Here is a 25,584-nt window from a genome sequence, read left to right as displayed (position 1 = left end):
CAGCACAGCCGCTGGGCATGGTGCAGCTTTCCGCGTGAGAACTACATGAACTACATTCTGAATGAGCAGGGCCAAGTGGCCGCTGCAGACGTTGCTTTGGACGCAACTTTGGACACCATGCTGGCCGATATGGACGCGGCCGACGCCGTGGTTGAAGAGCCTCAAGGCCCCAATCCTTTTGAAGCACTGGGCTTGGCACCCGAGCTGGTGCGTGCGGTGTCTGACCTGGGTTATACCAACCCCACACCTGTTCAATCCCAAGCCATTCCATTGGCCATGGGTGAAGGTGCCGATGCCGATGGTTACATCGACCTGATGGTTTCCAGCCAGACGGGCTCGGGCAAAACCGCAGCTTTCCTGCTGCCTGTGCTCAATACCCTGATCCAGCAACGTGCTGAAGAAGACGCTGCAGCCAAGGCTGAATATGACCGCCAAGTTGCGGAAGCTGCTGCCCGTGGTGAGCCGGCCCCCAAGCGCAACAAGCGCAAGGACCCTACCAATCCACGCAATTTCAAGGCTGCCGTGCCCGGTGCTTTGGTACTGTGCCCAACACGTGAACTGGCGCAACAAGTGGCGCATGACGCCATTGAGCTGGTCAAGCACTGCCGTGGCCTGCGCGTAGCCAATGTGGTGGGCGGCATGCCTTACCAGGTGCAAATTGCCAAGCTGCAAAATGCCAATCTGGTAGTGGCAACCCCTGGCCGTTTGCTGGACCTGCAGCGCTCGCTTCAAATCAAGCTGGACAAGGTTCAGTTCCTGGTGGTGGATGAGGCTGACCGCATGTTGGATCTGGGTTTTGCCGATGATCTGGCAGAAGTCAATCAAATGACTGCTGAACGCAAGCAGACCATGATGTTCTCAGCCACGTTTGCCCCTCGCGTGCAGCAGTTGGCCATGCGTGTGATGCATGACAATGGCGCCAACGTGAAGAAGGTGACCATCTCCACGGCGCAGGAGAAGCACACCAACATCAAGCAGGTGTTGTTCTGGGCTGACAATGCTCAACACAAGCGCAAGATGCTGGATCACTGGCTGCGTGATGAATCCATCAACCAGGCCATCGTGTTTGCTTCCACCCAGGTGGAGTGCGATGGTCTGGCGACCGACCTGCAAGAAGCTGGTTTCTCCGCCGCTGCGCTGCACGGTGCTTTGAGCCAAGGTTTGCGTAACCGTCGTCTGATGGCGCTGCGCAATGGGCAGATTCAAGTGCTGGTGGCCACCGACGTGGCAGCCCGTGGTATTGACGTGCCCACCATCACGCACGTATTCAACTATGGTCTGCCCATGAAGGCAGAAGACTACACCCACCGTATTGGCCGTACAGGCCGTGCGGGTCGTGAAGGTGTGGCTGTGACTTTTGCGGAGTTCCGTGACCGTCGTCGTGTGTTTGACATCGAAGGCTACACGCGTCAGCAATTCAAGGCTGAAGTGATTCCTGGCCTGGAGCCTCAGCAGCGCTTCCCATCCGCTGGTGAGCGCGATGGTCGCCGCGGTGGCGGTGGTCGAGGTGGCTTCGGTGGTCGTCGCGATGGAGATGGCTATGGCCGCAAGCAAGGTTTTGGTGACCGTGGCGGTTTTGGCGGTGGTCGTCGTGAAGGTGGCTTTGGTGGCGATCGCGAACGCAGCTTTGGCGGTGACCGTGGTGGCTTTGGTGGTGAGCGTCCCCGCTTTGGTGGTGACCGCGATCAGCGTGGTTTTGGCGGTGATCGACCACGTTTTGAAGACCGTGGTGGCGATCGCGGTGGCTTTGGTGGTCAGCGCCGTGAAGGTGGTTTTGGCGATCGCAAGCCTGCATTCGGTGGTGATCGTCCACGTTTTGAAGACCGTGGTGATCGCGGCGGCTTTGGTGGTCAGCGCCGTGAAGGTGGTTTTGGCGATCGCAAGCCTGCGTTTGCGGGTGATCGTCCTCGCTTTGAAGATCGTAGTGGTTTCGGTGGTGCACCTCGTCGTGAAGGCAAGTCATTTGGTGGCCGTGAAGAGCGTGGCGACCGTGGCAGCTTTGGCGGTGAACGCCGCAAGAGTTTCTCGCGCGATCGTTGATTCATGGCATAAGGCTGCTCTCACGGATGCCTTTGCGTTTAAAAAAACCGGCCTTTGGCCGGTTTTTTTATGCCTGCTTAGTCCCTGATCCGGAGTCAGCAGTTGGTGAGCGCTTTTTGCAATGTAGATGACAGTCTGGTTGCTGCAAACAAAAAACCCATCTTGGATGCCAAGATGGGTTTTTTGTTTGGTGGGCCCTGAGTGATTCGAACACTCGACCAACGGATTAAGAGTCCGCTGCTCTACCAGCTGAGCTAAGAGCCCTTCAACTGAAGGAGATGCTGCGCTACGCAGCGTCTGAAATTTGGTGGGCCCTGAGTGATTCGAACACTCGACCAACGGATTAAGAGTCCGCTGCTCTACCAGCTGAGCTAAGAGCCCTTCGGAGTTCAACCGAAGTGCCAATTTGTTTGAAGTTTCAAATTGGCAAAAAAGTGGTGGGCCCTGAGTGATTCGAACACTCGACCAACGGATTAAGAGTCCGCTGCTCTACCAGCTGAGCTAAGAGCCCACTTTGTTATCGCCTTGCAATTAAGCGAAGCCGCAATTATGCACCAATTTTTTTCACTCTACGGGAAAGTACGCGCATTTTCCTGTGTGGCGTGCAAGGATTTTGCTGGATGCACTTTTACTGCATGGCGTTGCGGCTGGCTAGCTCCACGAACAGGCCGCTGTGGTCCAGCTCACCCAGTCCATGTGCCACGCCATCGGCATAGAGCTGTTCAAACAAAGCGGTAATGGGGGCATCAAATCCAATCTCCTGCGCGGTGGCCAAGGCGTTGCGCATGTCCTTGAGCTGCACGGTCATCTTTCCGCGTGCGGCGAAATCGCGTTCAACCATGCGCTGGCCGTGTAGTTGCAGGATGCGGCTGTCTGCAAATCCGCCCGTGATGGCTTCGCGCACCTTGGCAGGATCAGCGCCCCCTTTGGCACAGAGAAGCAAGGCTTCAGCCACTGCGCCAATGCTGATGCCAACTATCATCTGGTTGGCCAGTTTTGCCAGTTGACCCGCTCCGTGTGGCCCCACATGCGTGGCCCGGCCCAGGGCTGCAAAAACTGGCAAAGCGGCTTCGAAGTCTTCCGGCTTTCCGCCAACCATGATGGCCAGGGTACCGGCCTCTGCGCCCACGGTTCCTCCAGAGACGGGCGCATCCAGATGCCGCATCCCGCGCTCGGACAGGCGGGCCGCATGATCACGCGCTTCGCGCGGCTGAATAGAAGCCATATCAATCACCAGGCTGCCCTCACGCATGCCGTGGATGGCACCATCTTGTCCCGCGCCAAACAGCACCTCTCCAACGACTTTGCCATTTTCAAGCATGCTGATGACAAAGTCAGCGCTGCTGCAAGCCTGCCGAGGGGAGTCATGCACCAAGGCTCCTTCTGCGGCCAGGGGCTCGGCTTTGCTGCGTGTCCGGTTCCATGCATGGACTTCATGGCCGGCAGCAAGCAGGCGGCGCGCCATGGGCTGGCCCATGAGGCCGCAGCCCAAGATTGCAATGCGCAAACGCGGGTTGAATGAGGCGGTCAACGGTTGTCTCCAGTTGTTTTCAGACAGTGCTGCACCATAGCGGATGCGCACAGATTGTTGTAGACAGGGATGATGGTGGTTTTTTAGCGCACAGGCTTGCAAATGGCTTGCAAGCTGGGCAATGTCTGCCACTAAATGTTAATCATCGTGGTCTGGATAAGACCCAATCACGGGAGCGCGTTTAGCTGCTCCGCGGGTTTAAAGCATCAACCCTGGCTTGAATGCGTGACCGTGGAGCCTGCAGGTTCGTTGGCAGATGGCGCGTTTTGGGCTTGCACAAGCTGTTCCTGAGCCTGTGCTGCAAATATGCTCAATTGCCCAATCTTTTTGCGCATCCAAGCTTCCAGCCAACGCGAAGCTATGGCATAGCCAATGACCAGCAGCGCACACAGCGGCAGCAAATAGTAGCGCAGCCAGGCGGAGCCTTCCAGCCACCAGGCGGTTGCTGTACATAGTGTCGCCATTGCCAGCGCTATGGCATGGGCTTTGGGAGCCTTGCGCATGGCTTTCTGAAAGGCTGCATGGTCTTGCTGCAGGCGCTGAATTTGCGCATGCAACGCATTCAGATCAGCCTGAACTTGGGCGATGTGTGCGAGATGGCCATCGTCTGTGGAAGAGGTCGGTGCAGGATCATTCATGCGACTGCATTGTCTGGGGTCGGGCCGGGCGAGGCGCTCATTGCACAGGTATCTTTTTGTCACAGAAAGATGGTCATTCACACATCCGCTGATGGCAGCGCTGTCGGGTATTTATTTGGATTGCTGCAAGGCGTTGGTGGTGACGCGCTGGCCAATCAGCAATCGGAAGGGCAGCAGCAGACACACTGCCATGCACAGCTTGACACCGAGGTCGCCCAGAGCCCAGGTCACCCATGGCAGGTCTTCACCTGCAAAGCCAACGCCCCAGAACACACAGGTATCCAGCACGGCAGCGAGCATGGTGGCAATCAGTGGGGCGCGCCACCAGCGGCTTTGGCGCAAGCGGTCAAATACCGAAATGTCCAGCATCTGAGACAGCAAAAAGGCCAGGCCCGAAGCCGCTGCAATGCGAGCCGGAGCCAGCACTGCAGAGGCGGCCACTGCAACTGCAAAGCCTACCCAGGCGACGCGCCGGGCTTGCGCTGGCCCAAAGGCGCGGTTGACCAGTTCGGTGACCAAAAAAGCAAAGGGATAGGTGATGGCTCCCCAGGTCAACCAGTCGTTGATGGCGTATTGCACCAGGATGTTGGATGACAGCACCACGAGGCCCATGGCCAAGACGGCTAGAGTCAGTTGCTGTTGTGTAGGGTGGGGGTAGCGCATCACAGGTCTACAGGCCAGGTTCAGTACGCGCCGGAGTTACGCACGCCAGAGGATGGTACTTCCACACCGAGTACAGCGCAGGCCAGCGCTTCGCCCACTTTGATGCCATCCACACCGGCCGACAAAATGCCCCCGGCGTAGCTGGCACCTTCCCCGGCTGGGTACAGGCCGCGTGTGTTCACACTTTGAAAGTCAGCACCGCGTGCAATCTTCACGGGAGACGAAGTGCGCGTTTCCACGCCGGTCAGCACAGCATCGTGCATGTCGTAGCCCTTGATTTTCTTGCCAAAGGCGGGCAGGGCTTCACGCATGGCCTCAATCGCAAATGCGGGCAGCGCATGGTGCAGATTGCCCCAGGTGATGCCTGGCTTGTAAGAGGGGGGGACGCTGCCAACATCACTTGATGCCTTGCCTGCCACGAAATCACCCACCAGCTGGCCTGGGGCGTTGTAGCTGCGGCCCCCAAGCAGGAAGGCCTTGGATTCAAGCTGACGTTGGAACACCACGCCAGACAGCGGGTGGCACTGGCCTGCAGGCTGGTTTTCCACACCGTAAGTCTTGCCTCCAAATGCCCAGGCAAACGACTTGACGTCTTGGGGGTAGTCGCTGGGCTCAATTGCGCAGACCATGCCGGCATTCGCATTGCGCTCGGCACGCGAGTACTGGCTCATGCCGTTGGTGACTACGCGCTCGGGCTCGCTGGTGGCAGCCACCACAGTGCCGCCAGGGCACATGCAGAAGCTGTAAACAGCACGGCCATTTTTGGCGTGATGCACCAGCTTGTAGTCGGCAGCACCCAGCAGAGGGTGGCCTGCGTGCTTGCCCCAGCGGGCCTTGTCGATCACACTTTGTGGGTGCTCGATGCGGAAACCCACGGAGAAAGGCTTGGCTTCCATGTACACACCACGTTCGTAGAACATGGTGAAGGTGTCGCGTGCACTGTGGCCCAGAGCCATGACGACCTGGTCGGTCTCCAGCATGTAGCTCTCGCCAGTCTTCTGGTTGAGTACATGCAGCGCTGTGACCTTGCGTGAATTTCCCTCGCCTTCGATCGAGATGTCGGTCACGCGCTGCTCAAAGCGAATTTCCCCCCCCAAGCGGCAGATTTCTTCGCGAATGCCTTCCACCAGCTTCACCAGTTTGAACGTGCCGATGTGGGGGTGGGCTGCATACAGAATTTCTGGAGGGGCGCCGTAGGTGACAAACTCCTGCAGTACCTTGCGGCCCAGGTGGCGCGGGTCTTTGATCTGGCTGTAGAGCTTGCCGTCAGAGAAAGTGCCTGCACCGCCTTCGCCAAACTGCACATTCGATTCGGGCGTCAGCTCACGCTTGCGCCACAGGCGCCAGGTGTCTTTGGTGCGCTCGCGCACGGTCTTGCCGCGCTCCAGCACGATGGGCTTGAAGCCCATTTGCGCCAGCACCAGCGCTGCAAACATGCCACAAGGGCCAAAGCCCACCACCACAGGGCGGTGCCTGAGGTCTGCAGGCGCGTGACCAACCGGCTTCCACGTCATGTCTGGCGTGGGGTTCACGTGTGAGTGGTCGGCAAATCGGGCCAGCAGCGCGGCTTCCTGGCTTTCGTCTGCCAAGCGGATGTCAACGATGTAGACAGCCAGTAATTCGGCCTTCTGGCGTGCATCAAAACTGCGTTTGTGCACGACCAGATCAGCAATGGCTGCAGCGGGAATGCCCAGGCGTTCTGCGGCCAGAGTACGCAGCTGTGCTTCAGGGTGGTATTCGGTGTGGTTCTCGGGATGGTATTTCAGGGCCGAGAGCGGGAGTTTGAGTTCTGCGAGGCGAATCATGGGCTTGTAGTGATCAAGCAAAAACAGAAGGCCTTGATCGTAGCGCCAAGTGTTTGGCCTTGTTTGCTGCGCTGGTAGGGCGCTTGCACCACAATCTGCTGCCATGGCTTCCTTTTTTGCGCCCGTACTTTCCACTCAGTTGCTGCACATCCAGCCCAGTTCCGGGCAACAGCCTTTGAGCGAGGCACAGCAAGCTTTCAATCGTTTGCTGACGCAATTGGAGGCAGCGCGCAAACAGTGGCATTCCTGGCAGGAGGCGACGCAGACCGTGCACACGCGTTACGCGCAGCAGGTGCGCCCCTTGTGGATTCAACTGTGGACTGCGCAGGTGGCATTGGCACAGCAACTCGATCAGATGTCCCACCAGCGTCTGAACAAGCTGGATCGACAAACACTTGAGTCTGTGATCGTGCAACTGAGTGAAAGTGGAGCGGAGCAAGCACCTGAAGGGACTGTGCGCACGGTGCTGGCAGAACTGCATGCACGCTATGCACCCGAGATGCAGGCGCAGGATGCACAGGCGCCAGGCACGCACCACACGCTGCCCGACAGTGCCACGGTGGCTGATGTTGTGGACTGGGACGATCCTGAAGCCGTTGCCGCCTATGTTGAAGCGCAGACCCAGGCGGCACAAGCCCAGGCAAGCCAGGCGCGTGCGGCCCACCAAAAGCAGCGCCGAAGCCGGCAGGCACAGCGTAAGGCGCAGGCAGCGGCGCAAGCGGCCAAGCCGTCGGTGCGGGCGGTCTATCGCAAGCTGGCCAGCAGCTTGCACCCTGACCGTGAGCAGGATGCGCAGGAGCACGCACGTAAAACTGCACTGATGCAGCGTGTCAACAAAGCCTACGAAGCTGATGACTTGCTGGCTTTGCTGGAGTTGCAGTGGGAGGTTGAGCAACTGGATGCCAGCCGCCTGGCACAGCTGCAAGATGTCCATCTGCTGCGCTACAACCAAGTGCTGGCCGAGCAGTTGCAGCAACTGCAGCAAGCTGCACGAGACAGCGAGGCGACCTTGGCAGAGATGCTCGGGCTGAACCCTCGACAGCGACATGCCCCACACAAAATGCCCGGTTTGCTGCGGCAGTATGCGCAAGGCCTGCAGCAGCAAGTGACGCTGTTGCAGCAAGCCACCTTGCATCTGTTGCACCAGCCAGAGTCCCTGGTGGACTGGCTGCGTGCGCAGCGTTAAAAACTCAGGGTGGAGTGGCCCACACCGCCTACCTTGTCCACGTGGATCTGCACTGGAATACGTTCTTTCAGGGTTTCCACATGACTGATGATGCCGATCATCTTGCCGCTGGCATTCAGGGTGTCCAGAGCCGCCAGTGCGGTCTCCAGGGTGTCGCCGTCCAGCGTGCCAAATCCCTCGTCCAGGAACAGTGAATCGATCGAGGTTTTATGGCTCACCAGGTCTGACAGCGCCAGCGCCAGCGCGAGGCTGACCAGGAAAGACTCTCCTCCAGACAGCGTGCGGGTGTCGCGACGCACGTCGCCCTGCCAACTGTCCACAATGTCCATTTCCAGCTCACCGCTGGTTTTGCGCTGCAGCATGTAGCGCCCATGCAGGCGTGCCAGATGCTGGTTGGCCAGATGCAGCAGATGGTCCAACGTCAGTCCCTGCGCGAACTTGCGGAACTTGTCGCCTCGGGCTGAACCGATCAGGCCGTCGAGACGTTGCCACATATCGCTGTCCATCTTGGCTTGTTCGATGTGTTGCAGCAATGTTTGATGGGCTTCACGGTGCCGGGCATCATCGTGCAGCCGCGCACGATGTGCGCCCAGTTGCTCGGCGTGTTGTGCGCGCATGGCTTCGATTTGTGCAATGTCTGCTGCCACAGACTCTGCAGGAGCGTCGCTCAAGGTTTGCGTCTGCAGTGATTCCAGCCGCTGGCGGGCATCGGTGAGCACAGTGCTGGCGCGTTGGGCCTGGCTGTGCAAGTCATCGTGCAGCGCTTGCAGACGCGCATGTTCGGCGTCAGTCAGCAAGGCTGCGCTGTAGTGCTGTTCATCGTGGAAGGGGCTGCTGACCAGTGCTTGCTGCCACCTTTGCAGTGCAGCTTGCACGGCCTGCTGCTGCTGTGACAACGCGGTTTGGGCTTGCACCATTTGGCCTTGCAGGCGCGCCAACTGATGGGCGCATGTGTCAATCCGGGTGATGCAGTGGCTCAGGTCGTGACAGCTTGGTGCGCTGGCCGATGCTGCCGTATCGGGTGGCACCGGCAGCGACTGGCTACGCTGCTGCCAATGTTCGGCAGTTTGCAGCGCTTGCGCACATTGGCCTTGCAGCGGTGCGATCTGTTGCTCAATGGTCTGCAAGGACTGCTGTTGCTGCCGCCACTGCTGCCAGTCTTGCTGGCGGCTTTGCAGCCAGGCTGCGCTGTCGGCCTGTGCAGGCAGAACATAGCCCAAGGCTTGCAGACTGTTTAGCAAGCTCTCTTGTAACGCCTGAGCCTGCTGTTGCACAGACTGCATGGCGGTGTGGGTTTGTTGTTCTTGCTCCGCCAACTCTTGCAGCGCTTGCTGACTGCTGGCGTGCGCATGCTCAGCCTGTTGGTGCTTAAGCAAAGCTGCTTGGTAGGTTGCCTGGCTGGCTTGCAGCACTTGCTCGCCGTCTTCGGCATGGTGCAGCATTTGTTGCAACGTCTGCCACTGCAGCTCGAATTGCTGCCGGGCGGCTGCCAATTCGTCGGGTTGCTGCCATGCATTAGGCGCAACAGGGTGTGAGGCAGCTTCCAGCAGGGCATCCCAGCGTAGCTGCCATTGTGCGATCTCCTCAGTCATGGTGGCTGCCTGGTTTTGCAGCGCGCGTTGCTCGGCTTGTGCGGCAGACAGTGCCGCGTTGGTTGCCTCACCCTGGCGCTGCACCGCATCGCGCTCTTGTACGGCGTGCTGCAGGGCATGCTGCGTGCTGGAAAGGTCCAGGGCGGCGTAGGCACTGATGGCTGGATGTTCATGAGAACCGCACAGTGGGCAGGCTTCTCCGGGCTGCAGGGCGTGGCGGTGTGCTTGCAGGCTTTGAATGCGTTGTTCCTGCGTCAGCAAGGTTTGCTTGTCGGAGACCCTTTCCTGGAGTGTTTTGTACTGGGCTCGCAGCTGGGCAAGCTGTGCCTGATACTGGGCAAGCTGGATGTTGCAAGCTTGCAAGGCCTGTGCATTGCGTTGCTGCTGCACTTGCAGCGGTGCACGTCGCATCGCATGTTCCTGCAGCTGCTGCCATTGAAGCAGAGCCTGCTGCGCAGCTTGCCATTGGGAGCGCAACTGCTGCAGGGTGCCTCCATGCGCATCCAGTCGCTGTTGCTGGGCATGTGCGGCTGCTTGTTGCTGTTGCATGGCAGCCTGCACCTGTGTCTGTGCAGCTTGCAGGGCCTGCGACTGTTGCTGCAGCTGTTGCTGTAGCAACTGCGTTTTGCGTTGCAGTTGCAGTACTTGTTGCTCGGTGGCGTGGCGCTGTGCTTGCAAGTACTGGCGTTGCTGAAATTGCTCGCGCCAGCCGCTCAGGGCTTCGCCAAGTTCTGCGTGCTGGGCGTGGGTGTGCAGCCAGTCCTTAAGCAGGGTTTGCTTGTCGATGGCCGCTTGCAGTTGCTCTTGCGCCGCTTCCTGGTTGCGCGCGCTGAGTTGCTGCGCCTGTTGGTACAGTTGCCATTGCAGGCGTTGGTCGTGCTGCAGTGCAGTGTGCAGCTGCTGCAATTGTGTCGTGGATAGCGCCAGTTGTTGCTCAAGCCCTTTCCAGGCTGCATGCAGTGGTGCGATGTCTTGGGCTGGGCCATGGGCTTTCAGGCGCTGCAGCTCTGTACTGGCATCGTGCAATGCTTGTTGCGCAAGCTGTTCTGCGGTCTGTGCCTGGGTGACTTCTTCTGTAGTCCGAGTGACCAGAGTCTGCCAGTGGTGAATGTTTTGAAGCTGGCTTTGCTGCTGCTGCAGAGCGTGCAGCGCATTTTGCAGTTCCTGGGCGCGTGTTTCCAGTTGGGTGCGTGTGTCCGCATCCAGCAACTGCATCCCATCCGCTTGCGCCAGTTGCTTTTCCAAGGCCTGGCGCACTTCTCGGGCACGTTCAAAAACAGCTTGTGAGATCTGGCCATACACCTCGGTGCCCGTCAGTTCCTCCAGTAGCTCGGCGCGGTCGTTGGCACTGGCGTTCAGAAAAGCAGCAAAGCCGCCTTGAGCCAGAAGCATGGATTTGGTGAAACGGCCAAAGTCCAGACCCGTGATGGCTGCGATGCGTTTGATCTTCTCTCCACTGTGCGTGGTGAGAATATCTCCCATCCCTGTGTTGGCATCAATGCGTGCCAACTCCACCTTGGGGGACTGCAAAGCACCGTCGATCTTGTCGCGTGCACGGCGCTGGCTCCAGAAAGCGCGATAGGTGGTGCCTTGCACCTCAAACTCCACCTCGGCCAGGCAGTCGGCGGTGTGGCGCGTCATCAAATCGTTGTTGCAGCCCCCAACGCTGCTCAGGCGGGGTGTCTGGTGGTACAGCGCCAGACAGATGGCATCCAGCAGCGTGGATTTGCCCGCTCCCGTAGGCCCGGTAATGGCAAATAGCCCGCTTTCGGAAAAGGGTGCTTGCCGGAAATCGATTGACCACTCGCCTTTGAGTGCGTTGAGGTTTTTCAGGCGCAGGCTCAGAATCTTCATGCCGCATCTCCAGTGCGAAGATGCGAGAGCACTGCCTGATAGCGGCTTTGCAGTGCGGCTTCGACATCAGGTGCCAATGTTTCTTGCGCCAGCCGGCGCAAAAACACCTCGTGGGGCGTGAGCTCGTCCAGCGCCTCGCCTGCATCGGTGAAAAGTTGCGGCGTGGCGTTGCCACGTTGTCGTTTGACGCGCAGCACCAGCAGCGGCAGGCTTTGCACCATGGCTTCAATGCGGGGCGCCAAGTCCGGCAGGTAATCATCTTCCTGCACAGTCACTTCCAGCCATACAGGGTGTTCTGCAGAGCCACGTTCTGCCACGGCAGCCAGACTGGTGGGCAGACTGGCGAGATTGCCCGCTACCGTAGCCAGTGTCTGGCATACCGGGGTTGGCAGTGCAGTGACGGATTGCAGACCTTGCGCGTTCAGCTCGACCAGCAAAACTTCCTTGGTTTGCCTGGCTTCATCAAATCCCAGGGCAATGGGGGAGCCGCAGTAGCGGATGTGTTCCAGTCCGCCGACTTTTTGCGGCTTGTGGATGTGCCCCAGGGCAATGTAGTCTGCTGGCGGAAAGGCGGAGGTCGGGAAGGCTTCCAGCGTGCCAACATAGATTTCACGTACCGACTCATTGCTGCTGGCGCCGACTGTGGTCAGGTGCCCGGTTGCGATGATTGGGACATGCACTCCATGCTGTGCGTGAAGCGCAGCTTGCTGGATTTGGGCGGCAGCGAATACCTGAGCATATGTCCCCTGGATGGCTGTTTGCAGGCTGCGCTGCTTGTCTTCAGCACTTTGGCCTGCCTGACTGGAGAGCACATCGCGTGGCCGAATAAACGGCAGTGCACAAACAATGCAGCCTGGCACTGTATGGCCGCGCGGATGCAGGGTGAGCACATGCTGGGCAGCTGGGCCAGTGGCTGCAATCACTGTCGTGTTGAGGTGGTGCATCAGCGGCAGGCTTTCGCTGAGCACGCTGACGGAGTCGTGGTTGCCGCCCAGCAGCAGCAAGGCCACATCCAGGCGGTGCAGCTCGGCAATCAGGCGATAGTACAGCGTACGGGCATAACTGGGCGGAGTGCCCGTATCAAAAATGTCCCCGGCAATCAGCACCGCATCCACCGCATGGGCTTGCACCTGCTCCAGCAACCAGTCGATCAAGGCTGCATGCTCTCGCTCGCGGCTGTGGTTCATGAAGTTCTGGCCCAGGTGCCAGTCGGAGGTGTGGAGGATACGCATACGGAAACGGTTGGGGCTGCAGACAAAGCCAAACAGGCATCTTAGTCACTCAAGGCTGCTGTTTCGGAGTGATTGCAAGGACTGCACCGCAATCTGAACGCCAGGATGACCAGCTTGTGAGTGTCACCTGCATGACGCAAAGGCAAGAGTTGCACCACGCGACGCAGACATGGAAAACCAATTCCCTAGCGACGCCATGCGTGGTGCTGCAGTGCACGATGTGGTTTGCCCTAGGTCAAGCGTATTTGAGGGCAGACCCGCACAGCGGTATTGCAAAGGTCTTTTAGATTGGGTGCATGTTCAACGGCATTCATCAGGAGATCAACATGCAACGACGTTTCTGGACTTTGGGGGCTGTGGCTTTGGCAGCCAGCTGGAGCATGGGGACAGCGCATGCGCAGGCCGAGAGTTTTCCCAATAAACCCATCACGCTGATTGTGCCCTACGGCCCCGGTGGAGTGACTGATGTGATTGCACGTGCTTTGGGCATGGGGATGGGCAAGGCACTGGGGCAGACCGTGGTGGTGGAAAACAAGGCCGGGGCGGCTGGCGCCATGGGAGTTGTGGACATGTTGACTGCGAAGCCGGACGGTTATCGCCTGACACTGGCTCCTGTGGGCATTTTCCGCCAGCCCTATATCCAGAAAGTGGCCTATGACCCGGTTCAGGATTTGAGCTACATCGCCTCATTCATGACATATGACTTCATTCTGACCGTACCTGCCAATTCGCCTATTCAAACGGTTCAGGACTATGTGGCCTGGGCCAGACAGCATCCAGGGCAGATGGATTACGGCACGCCCGGGAAGTTCACGGCCAACCATGTGGCCATGGCCTTGCTGGAAAAAAAGACCGGAATCCAACTCAACCACGCCCCGTTCAAAGGAGATGCTGACGCCATCAATGCCTTATCAGGCGGGCACATCAAATCTGCGATTTTTGCCAACAGCATCTTGCCGCAAGTCCAGGCAGGTAAAGTGCGTGCGCTGGCTACAGCGTCGGACCGCCGTCCCGAGGCGTTTGCCAATGTGCCAACGTTCCGCGAAGCTGGTTATGACTTTGATGTGCCTTCCCCATTGGGCATTGCCGGACCCAAGGGATTGCCACAGGATGTGGTACGCAAGCTGGATCAAGCAGTCAAAGCTGCCATGGATGACCCTGCGTTCAAACAGGTGGTTGCCAACTACGGTATTCGCACGGATTACCGTGATCACAAGGCCTATGCTGCATTCGCCAGACAGGCTTTTGCCCAGGAAAAGGAGATTGTCCAGGGTATTGGTCTGGAGTGAGTGCGCTTTACAAAACAAACAGGTTGATGCATTGCAGCGTGGGGTTTAGCTCACAGCGCTGCAATTGCATGACTTCGCCTGCAAAACTCATCTCTGTGCGCAGCAATTGACCGTCAGGACTAACCAGCCAGGCAATATCTTCAGCGCTGATTGCGCGAGCAGGCAGTGGCAGCAGTCCGGCAGGGCCATAAACCAGAATGGATACAGGACCGTCTTCGCCAAAAATATGCAGGTACTCAGGCAGGGTGGAGGAGGTGTTCATGACGGTGCCAATAAAGCGCAGAGTTGTGAGATTGAACACGATATGAAGTCCGACATCACACTGTCCAGCATGAAGATCAAACACAGGCCATGTTCATGGCTGGCTCACGCAGTGCTGTTGCATCCGCATTGAATGCCTGTGCTTCAATGTGCGCATATGTCGGGTGAAGTTGCACCTTGCTAGCGATGGGTGTCGCGTGCAAGCGGGCAAGAAAGACCTGATCAGACTGTGAATTACAGCTGACCTTCGGTTGGTTCGCTCAAAAAACCGCCGCTTTGGTGAGCCCAGAGTTTGGCGTAAATGCCTCCCAGTTGCAGCAATTGCTGATGAGTGCCTTCTTCCACGATCTGTCCCTTGTCCATGATGATGAGGCGATCCATGGCGGCAATTGTGGAAAGACGGTGCGCAATGGCGATGACCGTTTTGCCCTGCATCAGGCTGTCCAGACTTTGCTGGATGGCCGCCTCCACTTCGCTGTCCAGGGCACTGGTGGCTTCGTCGAGCAGCAGGATGGGCGCATCCTTGAGCATGACGCGTGCAATCGCAACGCGCTGACGCTGGCCACCCGAGAGCTTGACACCGCGCTCCCCTACCTGGGCGTCATAGCCGCTGCGGCCATGGCGGTCGGTCAGGGTGTCAATAAATTCAGCGGCTTCAGCGCGTTCCGCGGCAGCGAGCATTTGTGCCTCAGTGGCATCTGGTCGGCCATAGAGAATGTTCTCGCGCATGGAACGGTGCAACAGCGAGGTGTCCTGTGTGACCATGCCAATGGCACTGCGCAAACTGTCTTGCGTGACCTGGGTGATGTCTTGTCCATCAATGGTGATGCGCCCACTTTGCGCTTCATGAAAGCGAAGCAGCAAATTCACCAATGTGGACTTGCCCGCGCCAGAGCGCCCAATCAGGCCAATGCGCTCGCCGGGGCGGATGTGCAAATTCAGCCCATCAATGACCTTTTTGCCACCGTCCTTGTAGCCAAAACTCACGTTCTCAAATGCAATGGCGCCTTGCGTAACGTGCAGCGGCTGTGCATTGGGCGCATCGACAATGGTGCGCGGCTTGGACAGCGTGGTGATGCCATCCTGGATGGTGCCCACATTTTCAAACAAGCCCGTCATTTGCCACATGACCCAGTGCGAGTAGCCAGACACGCGCAGTGCCATGGCAATCACGGCAGCCACCACACCGGCCCCCGCTTGACCATTGCCCCACAACCACAGTGCTGTGCCTGCGCTGCTCAGAATCAGCAAGGTGATGAGCGTGTGGTTGGTCAGTTCAAACAGGCTGACCAGACGCATCTGTGCATAGCCCGTCTTCTTGAAGTCATCCATGGCGCTGCGTGCGTATTCCGCTTCACGGCGGGTATGGGCAAATAGCTTGACGGTGGCGATGTTGGTATAGGCATCGGTCACACGGCCCGTCATGAGGGAACGCGCGTCGGCCTGCTCTTTGCCGATCTGGCCCAGGCGTGGCACAAAGTACCAGCAGGCCAGCATGTAGCACAGCAGCCAGATGCCAAAAGGCAGTAGCAAATACGCATCAAAACTGCCTGCCAGCAGCAAGATGCTGATGAAGTACACCGCCACACCGACCAGCACGTCAACGACAATGAACACCACCTCGCGCACAGCCAGCGCGGTTTGCATGATCTTGGTGGTGATGCGGCCCGCAAATTCATCGGCGTAGAACGACATGCTCTGGCCGAGCATCAGCCGGTGGAACACCCAGCGCATGCGCATTGGAAAATTGATGGCCAGCACCTGGTGCATGACCATGGTGTGCAGGGCCAAAAGTGCAATAGAGCCCAGCAAGATGGCCGCGATGCCCATCAGGCTGCCGCGCTGCACTTCAAAGAACTGCGCTGCAGGGGTTGTTGACATCCAGTTCACCACCCGGCTCATGACGGCGAACAAAAACGCCTCGTACATGGATAGCATGGCGCTCGTGACTGTGAGCAGCACAAGCCAGCCGCGCATGCTGCGTGTACAAGCCCACAGAAAGGCAATAAAACCTGTGGGGGGCAACTGCGGCTCGGCAGTTGGGTAAGGGGGAATGCGCTTTTCAAAAAAACCGAACACAGGGCGGGTCTCCAAGTCTCCGAAGCCACCATCGTAGGTGGATCTTGTCCATGCTGGTCAGCATTGTCGGATGCCCAGCATCCCATGAGGCTTTAGAGCCACTTTCGGCAGGTGTGCACGACTTTTTCGAACCACTGTACGAGTTCGAGTTGCGGTTGTTTGCGCCGGCATCACTGTCCATCCTCAGTAGGACTTTGCGATGAGCACGACGATTGCCTTGGTTGTACATACGTGCAGGGCGTGAACAGATCCTCGATGTGTCGCGTGGCTGGGGGCGGCAAAAACATGTTTTCTGGTGCTGCATCAGTCAAAACACAGCATGGGGGCAATGGATGCTTGCGCAAGACTGTCTGTGTGGAAGGGGGCTTTAAGATCGCCCGGATGATATGGACTGGTATTGGGCGCAATAACGCCTCATCGGAGGCGCAGGATCAAGCGGGCGCGGACCTGGCTTGCAAGCTGCGCAAGCACTTTGTGGCGTGGGGTGTTGCCGTGTGGGCCTGTCTGGGGATGTGGGAGGCTGCGGCACAGCCGCAAGCGCACAGTAGCTTGCGGGTAATGGAGGCCATGGAAGATGGTTTGTGGCGTGAAACCCTGGAGTCCAGTTGGCAGGAGTCGGTCAGGACTGATGTTTGTACCAGCTCCAAGGACATGGATGATTATTTGCTGAGCTTGCAGTTGCAAGACGGTCACTGCAGCAGTGGGTTGGTGAGCAACGAAGCCACCCGGGCTGAACTGCATATGCATTGTGCGCCACTGGGCTCGGTTGAGGCATTGGGGGTACTGGAGGTGACATCGGTATCGCCACAGGCTTACCGTGTCAGTTTGCGCATGCACAATCCAACGAATGACAGCAAAGCACACATGACTCAATATTTTGAGCGTTTGGGATCTTGCGAAAAATAGGCAATGTCATGCCTGCAGCATGCTGCAGGCATACGTTATCTGGGTGGACAGGAGTGAATCCGGTCCATTGATATGGAAACATGGGTGGGTACAGCTCCATCGCAATGGACTGGATGCGCAAGGCATAAAAAAAACCGCCGCGAAGTATGCGGCGGCTGTGTCAGCACTGTCGGGGTTTATGCGTTGGGCAAAAAGCCTTCAACTGACAGATAGCGTTCTCCCGTGTCATAAGCAAAGCCCAAAACTTTGGCGTTGGCAGGCAACTCTGGCAGTTTCTGGGCAATTGCTGCCAGCGTCGCACCGGAAGAAATGCCGACCAGCAGACCTTCCAGAGCGGCCGCGCGGCGGGCATATTCACGCGCAGGCTCTCCTTCCACCTGAATGACGCCATCCAGCAAATTGACATCCAGGTTTTTCGGAATGAAGCCTGCACCAATGCCTTGAATAGGGTGAGGGGCTGGGCTGCCACCAGAAATCACGGGTGAGGCAGCAGGTTCTACGGCAAATACCTTGAGGTTGGGGAATTTGGCTTTGAGGACTTTGGCTACCCCCGAGAGATGGCCGCCAGTGCCGACGCCAGTGATCAAGACGTCCAGACCATCGGGGAAATCAGCAAGGATTTCCTGGGCAGTAGTGGCTTCGTGCACCGCCACATTGGCGGGGTTTTCAAACTGTTGGGGCACCCAGGCTCCCGGCGTTTGGGCAGCCAACTCTTCGGCGCGTGCAATGGCGCCTTTCATGCCTTTTTCCTTCGGCGTCAGGTCAAAGGTGGCCCCATAGGCCAGCATCAGGCGGCGGCGCTCCAGAGACATGCTCTCAGGCATCACCAGGATCAGCTTGTAGCCTTTGACCGCGGCTACCAGCGCCAATCCAACACCGGTGTTGCCGCTGGTGGGTTCAATGATCACGCCACCCGGTTTGAGTGCACCTGACTTTTCAGCTGCCTCCACCATGGACAGCGCAATACGGTCTTTGATGGAGCCTCCTGGGTTGCCGCGCTCCGACTTGATCCACACATTGGCGCCAGCGCCAAATACGCGGTTGATTCGAACCACGGGGGTGTTGCCAATGGTTTGGAGGATGTTGTCGAATTTCATTGCGTCTCCTAGAAAGGGTTAGGGCTGAAGTATTCATTTTGACTGACTCGTTCCTACCCGTGGCGATATGAATATGCCGTGATGCTCTGTTGAATGCAACATGCGATTGCAAAGCTTCAGTCACGACAGCGGCTGCCGGTGCCCGGTTTTTTTGCTGGCATAAGCCGACGGTTTGATTGAGGCAATACCGAGGGATATAGGTATTTGTAAGACCTTGGTCGATACTGGGTGTAACAGCCAGTCAATGAAAGTATTTCAATGAGTCTTCTCCATATCAACATGATTCTTATGACCGTGACCTGTGTTGCATTGCTGGCGGGTTTTTCAATGCGTGAGCACAAAGTCTGGGCACCTGCACTCATGTTTTTGGGTGTGACCGGATTGATGGCATTAATCGTCTACAACATTTACGTACTTTCGAATCACTGAAAGACGCAGTCATATAGGCGATAATGGAAGGCGTGAAGTTCGCCAGACTGTCGCTGGTGCAATCGTGGAAACACGGCACTGGAGGAACGTCCGGACTGCATAGGGCAGCGTAGCAGCTAACGGCTGTCCACCGTGAGGTGAGGATCAGAGCAACAGAGACGTAGTCGGGCAGGCGTACCGCAAGGTAAACCGGCCCGGGTGAAACGGGCAATCTCTACGCGCAGCAATACCAAGTAGGCACACGTTGACGGGGCCCCCGGAGTGTGCGGGTAGGTAGCATCGAGCTGGTGGGGCGACTCCCAGCCCAGAGTAATGACAGTCACGCAGCGGGTCACCGCTGTGCACAGAATCCGGCTTATCGGCGAACTTCACAATTTTGGAATCCCCATAAAAAAACCGCCCGAAAGGCGGTTTTTTTATGACTCTGAATCAGTGATCACTGGATCACGATCTTGGCAGCCTTTACGATTTCTGCCTGGCTCTTGCGGTTGTCGTGCACGGTCTTTTTGAATTGTTCAGGACTTTCCAGTCGCAGGCTATTCCCGGTGCTCTCCAGACGCTGGCGAATTTCGGGTTGTTGCAAGGCTTGCTGCACAGCTGCGTTGAATTTGGCAACGATCGGTGCAGGTGTGCCCTTGGGGGCAAAAATACCAAACCAGATGGCGCTGTCAAAGCCCTTGGTTCCTGGCAAGTCGCTTTCTGCTACGGGGGGGACATCCGGGACTGCGGCAATGCGCTCGGCGGTGCTGGCTGCCAGCAGTTTGAGCTTGCCGGACTTCACATGGGGTAGTACGGTTTGTACTTGGTTCATGATGCAGCAAGCCTCACCACGCAACACGCCGGTGATAGCGTCAGGACCGCCTTTGTAGGGCACATGCACCATGTCCAGGCCCAGGCGCCAGTTCAGCTCTGCAAATGCCATATGGGTGCCGGTGCCATTGCCGGTGGAGGCAAAGTTGTATTTCCCCGGATTGGCTTTGATTTCGTCGACAAATTCTTTGAGGTTGTTGGCCTTGATGATTTCAGGATTGATCGTCAGCACATTGGAGACCGTCACCACGGGCGAGACAGGAGTGAAATCGGCTTCCACATCAAAAGGCAGCTTGGCATAGAGCGCTGCATTGGTGCCGTGCGTGGCTGCAGTGCCAAATACCATGGTGTAGCCATCGGGCCTGGCGCGGGATACGTATTCGCTGGCGATATTGCCTGCAGCGCCGGGCTTGTAGTCGATGATGACCGGTTGGCCCAATATTTTGGAGACGGGCTCCTGGATCAAGCGCGCCACCACATCCACGCCAGAGCCTGCGTTGAAGGTCATGATCATGGTGATGGGCTGAGCAGGCCAATTGGAAGCATCTGTGGCTGCAAAGCTGACAGGCAGGGTGACCAGTGCCAAAGCGGTGGCAGCAGCAGTGCGGAACAGGGCGCGACGGGCAGTAGATGGCATGGAGGAAAAGTCTCTGATATGAATCAATTGATGGCATTGTGCAGTGCTCTTCATTAGTTTTATGTATGTCTATATGCCCGCTTATGCGAATGACGGTATGAGGCATCGTTAAACCGGTGACAAGCACTGCAAGCAACGCGCTTAATAATGCTGACCATGAAGCGCACCGACCAATTGCTCTACCCCCAACGCGTGCCAGCCACGCCTTTGCATGCCTCTACTTTGCTGTTGTTGCGCGACCGCGCCAATGGAGGGTGGGAGGTGCTGATGACAAGGCGCTCTGAGCGCGCCAGTTTCGCGCCCGGCATGTATGTTTTCCCTGGCGGAGGCATTGAGGAGCAAGACGGGCAAGCCCATGGACACAGCATGTGTCGAGCAGACATGTCCTCTGCAACCCTGACTGAGGCCATTGCTGCATTGCGCGAAAGTTGGGAAGAGATGGGGGTGCTGCTGGCCACCTGTGCGGATGGACGTGCTGCGACGCAGGCTGATGTGGATGCCATGGTGCGCACTCTACCGCTATGGCCGCAGCTGGAGAGTAGAGGATTGCAACTTGACGTGCGCGAGGTATGGCAGTTGGCTCACTGGACGGCCGACCGTAATTTGCCCAAACGTTTTGCCGTGCCATTTTTTGTGGCACGCATGCCAGAGGGGCAAACACCCGTGGCGGATGAATCTGAGCAATTCGAGCCTGTATGGGTGAACCCCCAGGAAGCCTTGGAGCGACACCGAGCGGGGAATATGCCGATGATTTTTCCCACTTTGCGAACTCTGGAGCGCTTGGCTGGCTACCCATCTGCCCAAGCGCTGCTGGATGCGATCAAGTTAAAGCCATTGTGGGTCAGCTCTCCGAGGGCAGGTCGCATGCAGGGCAAGGAATTTCGGTGCATGGAAAGTGATGCCGCCTATGGCGAACTGGCCATGGTCTGTCCTGATGGCCAAATCCTGCATGAGCTGTTTTGGCAAAGTGAACGTGCGGTGCCACTGCGCAAAAACATCCTGAGACTGACGGCTGCAAACGCTAATGTCATGACGGGCCCAGGTACCAACAGCTATCTAGTCGGTACGCCTTCTTCTGGCTATATCGCGATCGACCCGGGGCCGGAGGATGCCGTGCATGTTGCGCGCTTGCTGGATGCGGCCGAGGGCAATGTGCATCACATTGTGTGCACACACTCGCATATAGACCATTCACCAGGTGCTTTTTTATTGCAGTCGCTTTGCGTGCAACGCGGTTTGAACAAGCCTTTGATCTATGGTTTGCCATCTGCTCCAACGGCACATCCCCGCAGCAGTTTTTCTCCGGATGTTGTGTTTAGGGATGGAGATCGTTTGTCTGTTTCTGCCTCAGGTGCTGATGATCAACCCACAGTCACGCACACACTGCGCGCAGTACATACGCCGGGCCATGCGGCCAACCATCTGTGCTTGTTGCTGGAAGAAGATGCCTTGATCTTCAGTGGTGATCACATACTCAATGGCAGCACATCCATCATCAATACGCCCGATGGCAACATGCGCGATTACATCGACAGCCTGGATAAATTGGCTGCATTGTGCAGGCAAGATTCCGTGGAGTTCTTGTTACCTGCTCACGGCTATGTTCTGGGTAATGCCCTGGATGTGATTGCCAAGCTCAAAGCCCATAGGCTGGCCCGTGAGGCCAAGGTGCTGGCTGCCATGCGGCAAAAACCGGACGGCAGTACGCGGGATTGGGTGGCGCTGGCCTATACAGATACCCCTCAGGACTTGTGGACGTTGGCCGAAAGAAGCCTGATTGCGCACGTGGAACGCATTCGTGCTTTAGGCTTGCAGCATGTCAATGACTGAACAACCCAAGAACAACGATAGCAGTGTTCGCCTGTCCAAGCGGCTGGCTGAGCAACTGGATTGCTCGCGCACTGAGGCCGAGCTGTATATTGAAAATGGCACCGTGCAGGTCGACGGTGTCGTCGTTGAGCACCCGGGTGCACGCGTGCTTCCGCAACAAGTCATCACCCTGGCGGATGGCGCAAAGGCTGAGCATGTGCCGCCGGTCACCATCTTGTTGCACAAGCCTGCAGGCTGCTCTGTGCAACCTGGCGGCAAGCCCAGTGCGCTGGCTTTGCTCACAGCAGAAAACTGGCAGCAAGGCGATACGCCAGCGCCGATCCGCATGCTGCACAAGCATTTTCAGAATCTGGAGTGCCTGGAGCCCATTCCTGTGCCTGCCAGTGGTTTGACGGTGTTTACGCAAGATCGCCGTGTGGCTCGCAAGCTGACGGAAGATGTGCTGTATCTTGAGCAGGAGTGCATTGCCCATGTCCAAGGTAGCCTGGATGAAGAGGGGCTGGAGCGCTTGCGCAACGGAAGCTCTGTTGCAGGCAAACGCTTGCCCAAAATCAAGGTGAGTTGGCAAAGTGACAATCACTTGCGTTTTGCGCTGAAGGGGATCTTTCCGGAGGAAATTGATGCCATGTGCCGTGGCGTTGGCCTTCAGCTGATTGGGCTCAAGCGCTTGCGCATGGGGCGTATTTCGATGGCAAAACTGGCGGAAGGGCAATGGCGCTATGTCATGCCCTGGGAGCGCTTTTGAGCGTCCGTGGTCCTTCATCGTCAAAAAAGGCGCGAATCTCGCGCCTTTTCTTTTTCACTGGGGGGTGAATCTCCTACCTGTTCTTGCTGTACCCCATGGCAATGACCAGGGCACTGATCAGGAAGAATGCTTGTAATTCCAAAGCCCAGCCACCGGACTGATTCAGCTGCATCCAATGGTTGGTATGAACCAGCAGCAAAGCCACAATCATGTGAATGACCACAATCAAGGCTGCAGGTACCACATAAAGGCCTAGCAGCAGAAATAGCGGAGCTATGACCTCGCCAATGAACACGGCGTAAGCGAGAAAACTGGGTAATCCAGTTTTGGCCACCAAGGCTTCAATGCCGCCGATCCCGTGAGTGATTTTGGCCCAGCCGTGAAACAGCATGAGTACTGCCAAAGTAACGCGCAGCAGCACCATGGCGGCTTGCGGATGGTGAAAGTATTTCCAAAGGCTCATAGAGGTACAGGGTAAAACAAAAAAAGGCTTTTAGCTGAAGTGAATCAATCGAATTGGCATTTGCTGTGTGTGAGGAACGCGCCCGTGCATGCGACGGGGAGGGCTGACGTTGTCTGTAGGTCTGGGGCGGGTTATGACCAAACAGTGTTTCATGTGGTTTTCAAGCCTTCTACGATAGCTGCAGCCACATGGAAAAACATCTGCTGTTGTAGCTGTTGCATGTGTTCTTAACGCTTTATGACGGGGGTATTAAATATGCAAAAGTCTTTCTCTCTGCGTTCTGTCGTTTTGGTGACGGGGATGGCTGCGGCAACCATCGCCATGGTCGGTTGCTCCACCACTGGAACCACTCAAGGCAAAGGCTCGGCTCCGGCCAATCGTGCGGAGTTGGAGTCGCAAGCGACGGCAGCACTGGATCGACTGTACACGGCCATGCCCGGTACCCGTGAACTGGTGGCCAAGTCCAAGGGCGTGCTGATATGCCCCGCCGTGATTGGTGGCAGCTTTGTGATTGGTGCAGAGCATGGCAAGTGCGTGCTGCGCTCAGCAGGAACCTCTCGCGGCTACTACAGCACCACGGCTGCATCAATTGGCTGGCAAGCCGGAGGTCAGTCCAAGGCTGTGATTTATGTGTTCAGCACGCAAGACGCTTACAACAACTTCGTTAACAGCGATGGTTGGTCTGTGGGGGCGGATGCCAAGGTGGCCGTGGGTAAGGCTGGTGCGAATGGCAGTATCGATACGTCTACTGCGACTGCGCCAGTCAGCAGCTATGTGCTCACCAATACGGGTTTGGAAGCAGGCGTCTCTGTAGAGGGTGCAAAGATCACCAAGATTTCCATGTGATCTGCAGCGTCATAAAAAAAGACCAGCTAAGGCTGGTCTTTTTTATGTGTCCCAGGTCGGGCAGGCTGTTGTGTTGAGTCGGGCAACAGCCGCAATGTCAGACGCTTGGTGCCTGATACCAGCGGGTCTCCAGCAGTTCAGGCTCGTCGTGTGCCAGCAGGCGTTGCCAATGCAGATCTGCGTCCTGCACAAACAAGTCTGCGACGATGGCGTGGGCCAGTCGTGTAGCACCGATACCCAAACCCGGTATGTCACTGCCCAAGGCAGCGTGGGTCATGGTGGCTCCCCAGTTGAAGAGGTGAATGCGGCCCATGGCTTCAGCATGTGAGGCGCTGGTGCTTTGCAGTGCAAAGCTGGGCGCCAGATAAGGAAAGCGTGCGGCTTCAGTGTTGCTTGCGGCTTGTTCAGGTGTGACATGCCGGCCCCAGGTGTCAATGTGCGCGCTGTAGTGTTGCAGCTCCGGGCGGTCGAGCAAATCCACGTCGAAACCGGTGCCAAAGATCACTGCATCAAAGCGCTGCACGCTGCCGTCGGCCAGGGTGACTTCTACTGCATCGGCCAGGGGGCTGACGTCCTTCCAGCCACAGCCCATATGCAGGTGAAAGTTGTCATGGGCATCACAGCGCCGTACGGTTTCCCAAGGTGGAGGAACCTGCTCATCAAAAATATACGTGTAAAAACGCCATTTGCGTTGGTCGTCAAGCTGTGAATAACCTCGCAAAAAGCCGGGGAAGGATGCAGCCTTGCTCTTGTTGATCTGAGGCATGACCTTGCGGCGTGCAAATTGCTGCACCGTGACCCCGGCTTCCAGTGCACAGGCAGCATTGTCAAACGCAGAGGCTCCAGCGCCGAGCACGGCCATGGTTTTTCCGCGCCAAGACTCAAAATCGATGTCGTTCATGGTGTGGAAAACGCGGCCTTGTGCCAGCGGGTCTTGCATGGACAGGCTGGGGTAGCTGGGCCAGCGTGGTGCGCCGCTGCCATCACGTCCCAGCGCCAAAATTATTTTTCGTGCACGTACGGTCTCGGTACCTTTGGGGCCGGTGATCTGTGCAATAGCAACACCGTCCTCGTCTGTCAGACTGTCCAGACGGGTGAGGTTTTCGACGGGTATTTGTGCTGCATCTCGGACCCACAGCAGGTAGTCGCGCCAGTCCACACGGCCGATTTTGTGCAGGCTTGCCCAACCGGGTGTGGCGGCGTCGAAACTTGAGATGTCGCCCGTGCCGTGCTGGGCTTCATACCAGGCACGGAAGGTCAGACTGGGCACACCCAGATCGGGTCCTGTGAGTTGTTTCGGGCTGCGCAAAGTCAGCATGCGGGCAAAGGTGGCCCAGGGGCCTTCGCTGCCTCGCGCCGCTGCGTCAATTACGCGAATATTGCGTAAACCCTCGCGTAGCAAGGCAAAAGCAGCAGTTTGGCCGCACATGCCTGCGCCAACGACAAGCACATCCAGCACCTTGTCAGCATTGGGTGCTACCACCCAATTCGCAGTGGGGTAGTTCAGACGTTGCAGGTCGCGCTGCGCCTCAAGCGCCAGTGTCTCAAGAGCCGCATGGTTGCGCGGGCTGGAGATTGTTTGCAGGGGGACCGGTGCCAGCACACGGTCAGTAGATGGGGAATGCATTTCAGTGGTCACAGCCGCGAAGAT

Annotated in this window: 20 protein-coding genes, 3 tRNA genes and 1 other RNA gene; 9 read left to right on the top strand and 15 right to left on the bottom strand. The window is 57.5% G+C overall.

The window, feature by feature from the left end:
* Positions 1-45: 45 nt before the first annotated feature.
* Positions 46-2,040 carry a DEAD/DEAH box helicase gene (locus QEP11_RS02285; RefSeq protein WP_284334951.1) on the top strand — a complete coding sequence of 665 codons (1,995 nt, stop codon included), beginning with the start codon at positions 46-48 and terminating at the stop codon, positions 2,038-2,040.
* Positions 2,041-2,228: 188 nt separating this feature from the next.
* Here the strand turns inward: QEP11_RS02285 and QEP11_RS02280 are convergent.
* From QEP11_RS02280 to QEP11_RS02250, 7 genes are all read right to left on the bottom strand, one after another.
* Positions 2,229-2,304: transfer RNA gene (locus tag QEP11_RS02280), tRNA-Lys, on the bottom strand.
* 41 nt (positions 2,305-2,345) lie between these two features.
* Positions 2,346-2,421, bottom strand: a tRNA-Lys gene (locus QEP11_RS02275).
* Positions 2,422-2,475: 54 nt separating this feature from the next.
* Positions 2,476-2,551: transfer RNA gene (locus QEP11_RS02270), tRNA-Lys, on the bottom strand.
* A 117-nt stretch (positions 2,552-2,668) separates the two neighbouring features.
* Entirely contained in the window at positions 2,669-3,598 is a 930-nt protein-coding gene (locus QEP11_RS02265; protein ID WP_284335198.1) for an NAD(P)-dependent oxidoreductase, read from the bottom strand.
* 179 nt (positions 3,599-3,777) lie between these two features.
* Positions 3,778-4,209, bottom strand: coding sequence for a hypothetical protein (locus QEP11_RS02260; protein ID WP_284334950.1), 432 nt, complete (start codon positions 4,207-4,209; stop codon positions 3,778-3,780).
* 111 nt (positions 4,210-4,320) lie between these two features.
* Entirely contained in the window at positions 4,321-4,872 is a 552-nt protein-coding gene (locus QEP11_RS02255) for a VUT family protein (protein ID WP_284334949.1), read from the bottom strand.
* Positions 4,873-4,892: 20 nt separating this feature from the next.
* Complete coding sequence (locus tag QEP11_RS02250; protein WP_284334948.1) at positions 4,893-6,677, bottom strand: NAD(P)/FAD-dependent oxidoreductase; 1,785 nt, start codon at positions 6,675-6,677, stop codon at positions 4,893-4,895.
* A gap of 103 nt (positions 6,678-6,780) precedes the next feature.
* On the opposite strand from QEP11_RS02250, the gene QEP11_RS02245 reads away from it, so the two are divergent.
* Complete coding sequence (locus tag QEP11_RS02245) at positions 6,781-7,863, top strand: J domain-containing protein (protein ID WP_284334947.1); 1,083 nt, start codon at positions 6,781-6,783, stop codon at positions 7,861-7,863.
* Here QEP11_RS02245 and QEP11_RS02240 read toward each other — a convergent pair.
* Both QEP11_RS02240 and sbcD read right to left on the bottom strand, forming a co-directional pair.
* Positions 7,860-11,309, bottom strand: a complete 3,450-nt coding sequence (locus tag QEP11_RS02240) for an AAA family ATPase (protein WP_284334946.1) — start codon at positions 11,307-11,309, stop codon at positions 7,860-7,862. The two genes, QEP11_RS02245 and QEP11_RS02240, sit on opposite strands and share 4 nt — an antisense overlap.
* Positions 11,306-12,541, bottom strand: coding sequence for an exonuclease subunit SbcD (gene sbcD / locus QEP11_RS02235; RefSeq protein ID WP_284334945.1), 1,236 nt, complete (start codon positions 12,539-12,541; stop codon positions 11,306-11,308). Before sbcD ends, QEP11_RS02240 begins: the two co-directional genes overlap by 4 nt.
* A gap of 326 nt (positions 12,542-12,867) precedes the next feature.
* On the opposite strand from sbcD, the gene QEP11_RS02230 reads away from it, so the two are divergent.
* Positions 12,868-13,830 (top strand): tripartite tricarboxylate transporter substrate binding protein, encoded by a 963-nt coding sequence (locus QEP11_RS02230; protein ID WP_284334944.1) that lies wholly within the window; start codon positions 12,868-12,870, stop codon positions 13,828-13,830.
* A 7-nt stretch (positions 13,831-13,837) separates the two neighbouring features.
* Here QEP11_RS02230 and QEP11_RS02225 read toward each other — a convergent pair whose 3' ends face one another.
* Complete coding sequence (locus tag QEP11_RS02225; RefSeq protein WP_284334943.1) at positions 13,838-14,131, bottom strand: hypothetical protein; 294 nt, start codon at positions 14,129-14,131, stop codon at positions 13,838-13,840.
* Between the two features lie 194 nt (positions 14,132-14,325).
* The gene (locus QEP11_RS02220; protein WP_284334942.1) at positions 14,326-16,170 is read right to left on the bottom strand and encodes an ABC transporter ATP-binding protein; all 1,845 of its coding nucleotides are present in this window, start codon (positions 16,168-16,170) and stop codon (positions 14,326-14,328) included.
* A 381-nt stretch (positions 16,171-16,551) separates the two neighbouring features.
* On the opposite strand from QEP11_RS02220, the gene QEP11_RS02215 reads away from it, so the two are divergent.
* Positions 16,552-17,076 (top strand): DUF3617 domain-containing protein, encoded by a 525-nt coding sequence (locus tag QEP11_RS02215; protein ID WP_284334941.1) that lies wholly within the window; start codon positions 16,552-16,554, stop codon positions 17,074-17,076.
* Between the two features lie 176 nt (positions 17,077-17,252).
* Here the strand turns inward: QEP11_RS02215 and cysK are convergent, their stop codons facing one another.
* Complete coding sequence (cysK, locus tag QEP11_RS02210) at positions 17,253-18,173, bottom strand: cysteine synthase A (protein ID WP_284334940.1); 921 nt, start codon at positions 18,171-18,173, stop codon at positions 17,253-17,255.
* Between the two features lie 258 nt (positions 18,174-18,431).
* On the opposite strand from cysK, the gene QEP11_RS02205 reads away from it, so the two are divergent.
* Positions 18,432-18,602: a hypothetical protein gene (locus QEP11_RS02205; protein WP_284334939.1), complete on the top strand. Its 171-nt coding sequence runs from the start codon at positions 18,432-18,434 to the stop codon at positions 18,600-18,602.
* A gap of 34 nt (positions 18,603-18,636) precedes the next feature.
* Positions 18,637-18,976, top strand: an RNA gene (gene rnpB, locus QEP11_RS02200) — RNase P RNA component class A.
* Between the two features lie 62 nt (positions 18,977-19,038).
* Here the strand turns inward: rnpB and QEP11_RS02195 are convergent.
* The gene (locus tag QEP11_RS02195) at positions 19,039-20,049 is read right to left on the bottom strand and encodes a Bug family tripartite tricarboxylate transporter substrate binding protein (protein WP_284334938.1); all 1,011 of its coding nucleotides are present in this window, start codon (positions 20,047-20,049) and stop codon (positions 19,039-19,041) included.
* Between the two features lie 156 nt (positions 20,050-20,205).
* Here QEP11_RS02195 and QEP11_RS02190 point away from each other — a divergent pair, with 156 nt between their 5' ends.
* Positions 20,206-21,879 carry an MBL fold metallo-hydrolase gene (locus QEP11_RS02190; RefSeq protein ID WP_284334937.1) on the top strand — a complete coding sequence of 558 codons (1,674 nt, stop codon included), beginning with the start codon at positions 20,206-20,208 and terminating at the stop codon, positions 21,877-21,879.
* Positions 21,872-22,624 (top strand): RNA pseudouridine synthase, encoded by a 753-nt coding sequence (locus QEP11_RS02185; RefSeq protein ID WP_284334936.1) that lies wholly within the window; start codon positions 21,872-21,874, stop codon positions 22,622-22,624. Before QEP11_RS02190 ends, QEP11_RS02185 begins: the two co-directional genes overlap by 8 nt.
* Before the next feature lie 73 nt (positions 22,625-22,697).
* On the opposite strand, the gene QEP11_RS02180 is transcribed toward QEP11_RS02185, so the two are convergent.
* On the bottom strand, positions 22,698-23,087 hold the full coding sequence (locus tag QEP11_RS02180; RefSeq protein ID WP_284334935.1) for a DoxX family protein: 390 nt from the start codon (positions 23,085-23,087) through the stop codon (positions 22,698-22,700).
* Positions 23,088-23,342: 255 nt separating this feature from the next.
* Between QEP11_RS02180 and QEP11_RS02175 the strand changes: the two genes are divergently transcribed.
* The gene (locus tag QEP11_RS02175) at positions 23,343-23,933 is read left to right on the top strand and encodes a BPSL1445 family SYLF domain-containing lipoprotein (RefSeq protein ID WP_284334934.1); all 591 of its coding nucleotides are present in this window, start codon (positions 23,343-23,345) and stop codon (positions 23,931-23,933) included.
* A gap of 97 nt (positions 23,934-24,030) precedes the next feature.
* On the opposite strand, the gene QEP11_RS02170 is transcribed toward QEP11_RS02175, so the two are convergent.
* The gene (locus QEP11_RS02170) at positions 24,031-25,560 is read right to left on the bottom strand and encodes an FAD/NAD(P)-binding protein (RefSeq protein WP_284334933.1); all 1,530 of its coding nucleotides are present in this window, start codon (positions 25,558-25,560) and stop codon (positions 24,031-24,033) included.
* Between the last annotated feature and the right edge of the window lie 24 nt (positions 25,561-25,584).

Origin of the sequence: Comamonas halotolerans (assembly GCF_030162935.1) — a bacterium.
GTDB classification, from domain to species: domain Bacteria; phylum Pseudomonadota; class Gammaproteobacteria; order Burkholderiales; family Burkholderiaceae_C; genus Comamonas; species Comamonas halotolerans.
The sequence above is the reverse complement of the archived record's forward strand: the minus strand, read 5'-3'. Positions and strand labels throughout refer to the sequence as shown.

What these genes read in the sequence shown, in the direction of transcription:
- QEP11_RS02285 (WP_284334951.1), top strand. Translation starts at nt 46, where the DNA reads ATGAACTACATTCTGAATGAGCAGGGCCAAGTGGCCGCTGCAGACGTT.
- QEP11_RS02260 (WP_284334950.1), bottom strand. Translation starts at nt 4,209, where the DNA reads ATGAATGATCCTGCACCGACCTCTTCCACAGACGATGGCCATCTCGCA.
- QEP11_RS02255 (WP_284334949.1), bottom strand. Translation starts at nt 4,872, where the DNA reads ATGCGCTACCCCCACCCTACACAACAGCAACTGACTCTAGCCGTCTTG.
- QEP11_RS02250 (WP_284334948.1), bottom strand. Translation starts at nt 6,677, where the DNA reads ATGATTCGCCTCGCAGAACTCAAACTCCCGCTCTCGGCCCTGAAATAC.
- QEP11_RS02245 (WP_284334947.1), top strand. Translation starts at nt 6,781, where the DNA reads ATGGCTTCCTTTTTTGCGCCCGTACTTTCCACTCAGTTGCTGCACATC.
- QEP11_RS02240 (WP_284334946.1), bottom strand. Translation starts at nt 11,309, where the DNA reads ATGAAGATTCTGAGCCTGCGCCTGAAAAACCTCAACGCACTCAAAGGC.
- sbcD (WP_284334945.1), bottom strand. Translation starts at nt 12,541, where the DNA reads ATGCGTATCCTCCACACCTCCGACTGGCACCTGGGCCAGAACTTCATG.
- QEP11_RS02230 (WP_284334944.1), top strand. Translation starts at nt 12,868, where the DNA reads ATGCAACGACGTTTCTGGACTTTGGGGGCTGTGGCTTTGGCAGCCAGC.
- QEP11_RS02215 (WP_284334941.1), top strand. Translation starts at nt 16,552, where the DNA reads ATGATATGGACTGGTATTGGGCGCAATAACGCCTCATCGGAGGCGCAG.
- cysK (WP_284334940.1), bottom strand. Translation starts at nt 18,173, where the DNA reads ATGAAATTCGACAACATCCTCCAAACCATTGGCAACACCCCCGTGGTT.
- QEP11_RS02205 (WP_284334939.1), top strand. Translation starts at nt 18,432, where the DNA reads ATGAGTCTTCTCCATATCAACATGATTCTTATGACCGTGACCTGTGTT.
- QEP11_RS02195 (WP_284334938.1), bottom strand. Translation starts at nt 20,049, where the DNA reads ATGCCATCTACTGCCCGTCGCGCCCTGTTCCGCACTGCTGCTGCCACC.
- QEP11_RS02190 (WP_284334937.1), top strand. Translation starts at nt 20,206, where the DNA reads ATGAAGCGCACCGACCAATTGCTCTACCCCCAACGCGTGCCAGCCACG.
- QEP11_RS02185 (WP_284334936.1), top strand. Translation starts at nt 21,872, where the DNA reads ATGACTGAACAACCCAAGAACAACGATAGCAGTGTTCGCCTGTCCAAG.
- QEP11_RS02180 (WP_284334935.1), bottom strand. Translation starts at nt 23,087, where the DNA reads ATGAGCCTTTGGAAATACTTTCACCATCCGCAAGCCGCCATGGTGCTG.
- QEP11_RS02175 (WP_284334934.1), top strand. Translation starts at nt 23,343, where the DNA reads ATGCAAAAGTCTTTCTCTCTGCGTTCTGTCGTTTTGGTGACGGGGATG.
- QEP11_RS02170 (WP_284334933.1), bottom strand. Translation starts at nt 25,560, where the DNA reads ATGCATTCCCCATCTACTGACCGTGTGCTGGCACCGGTCCCCCTGCAA.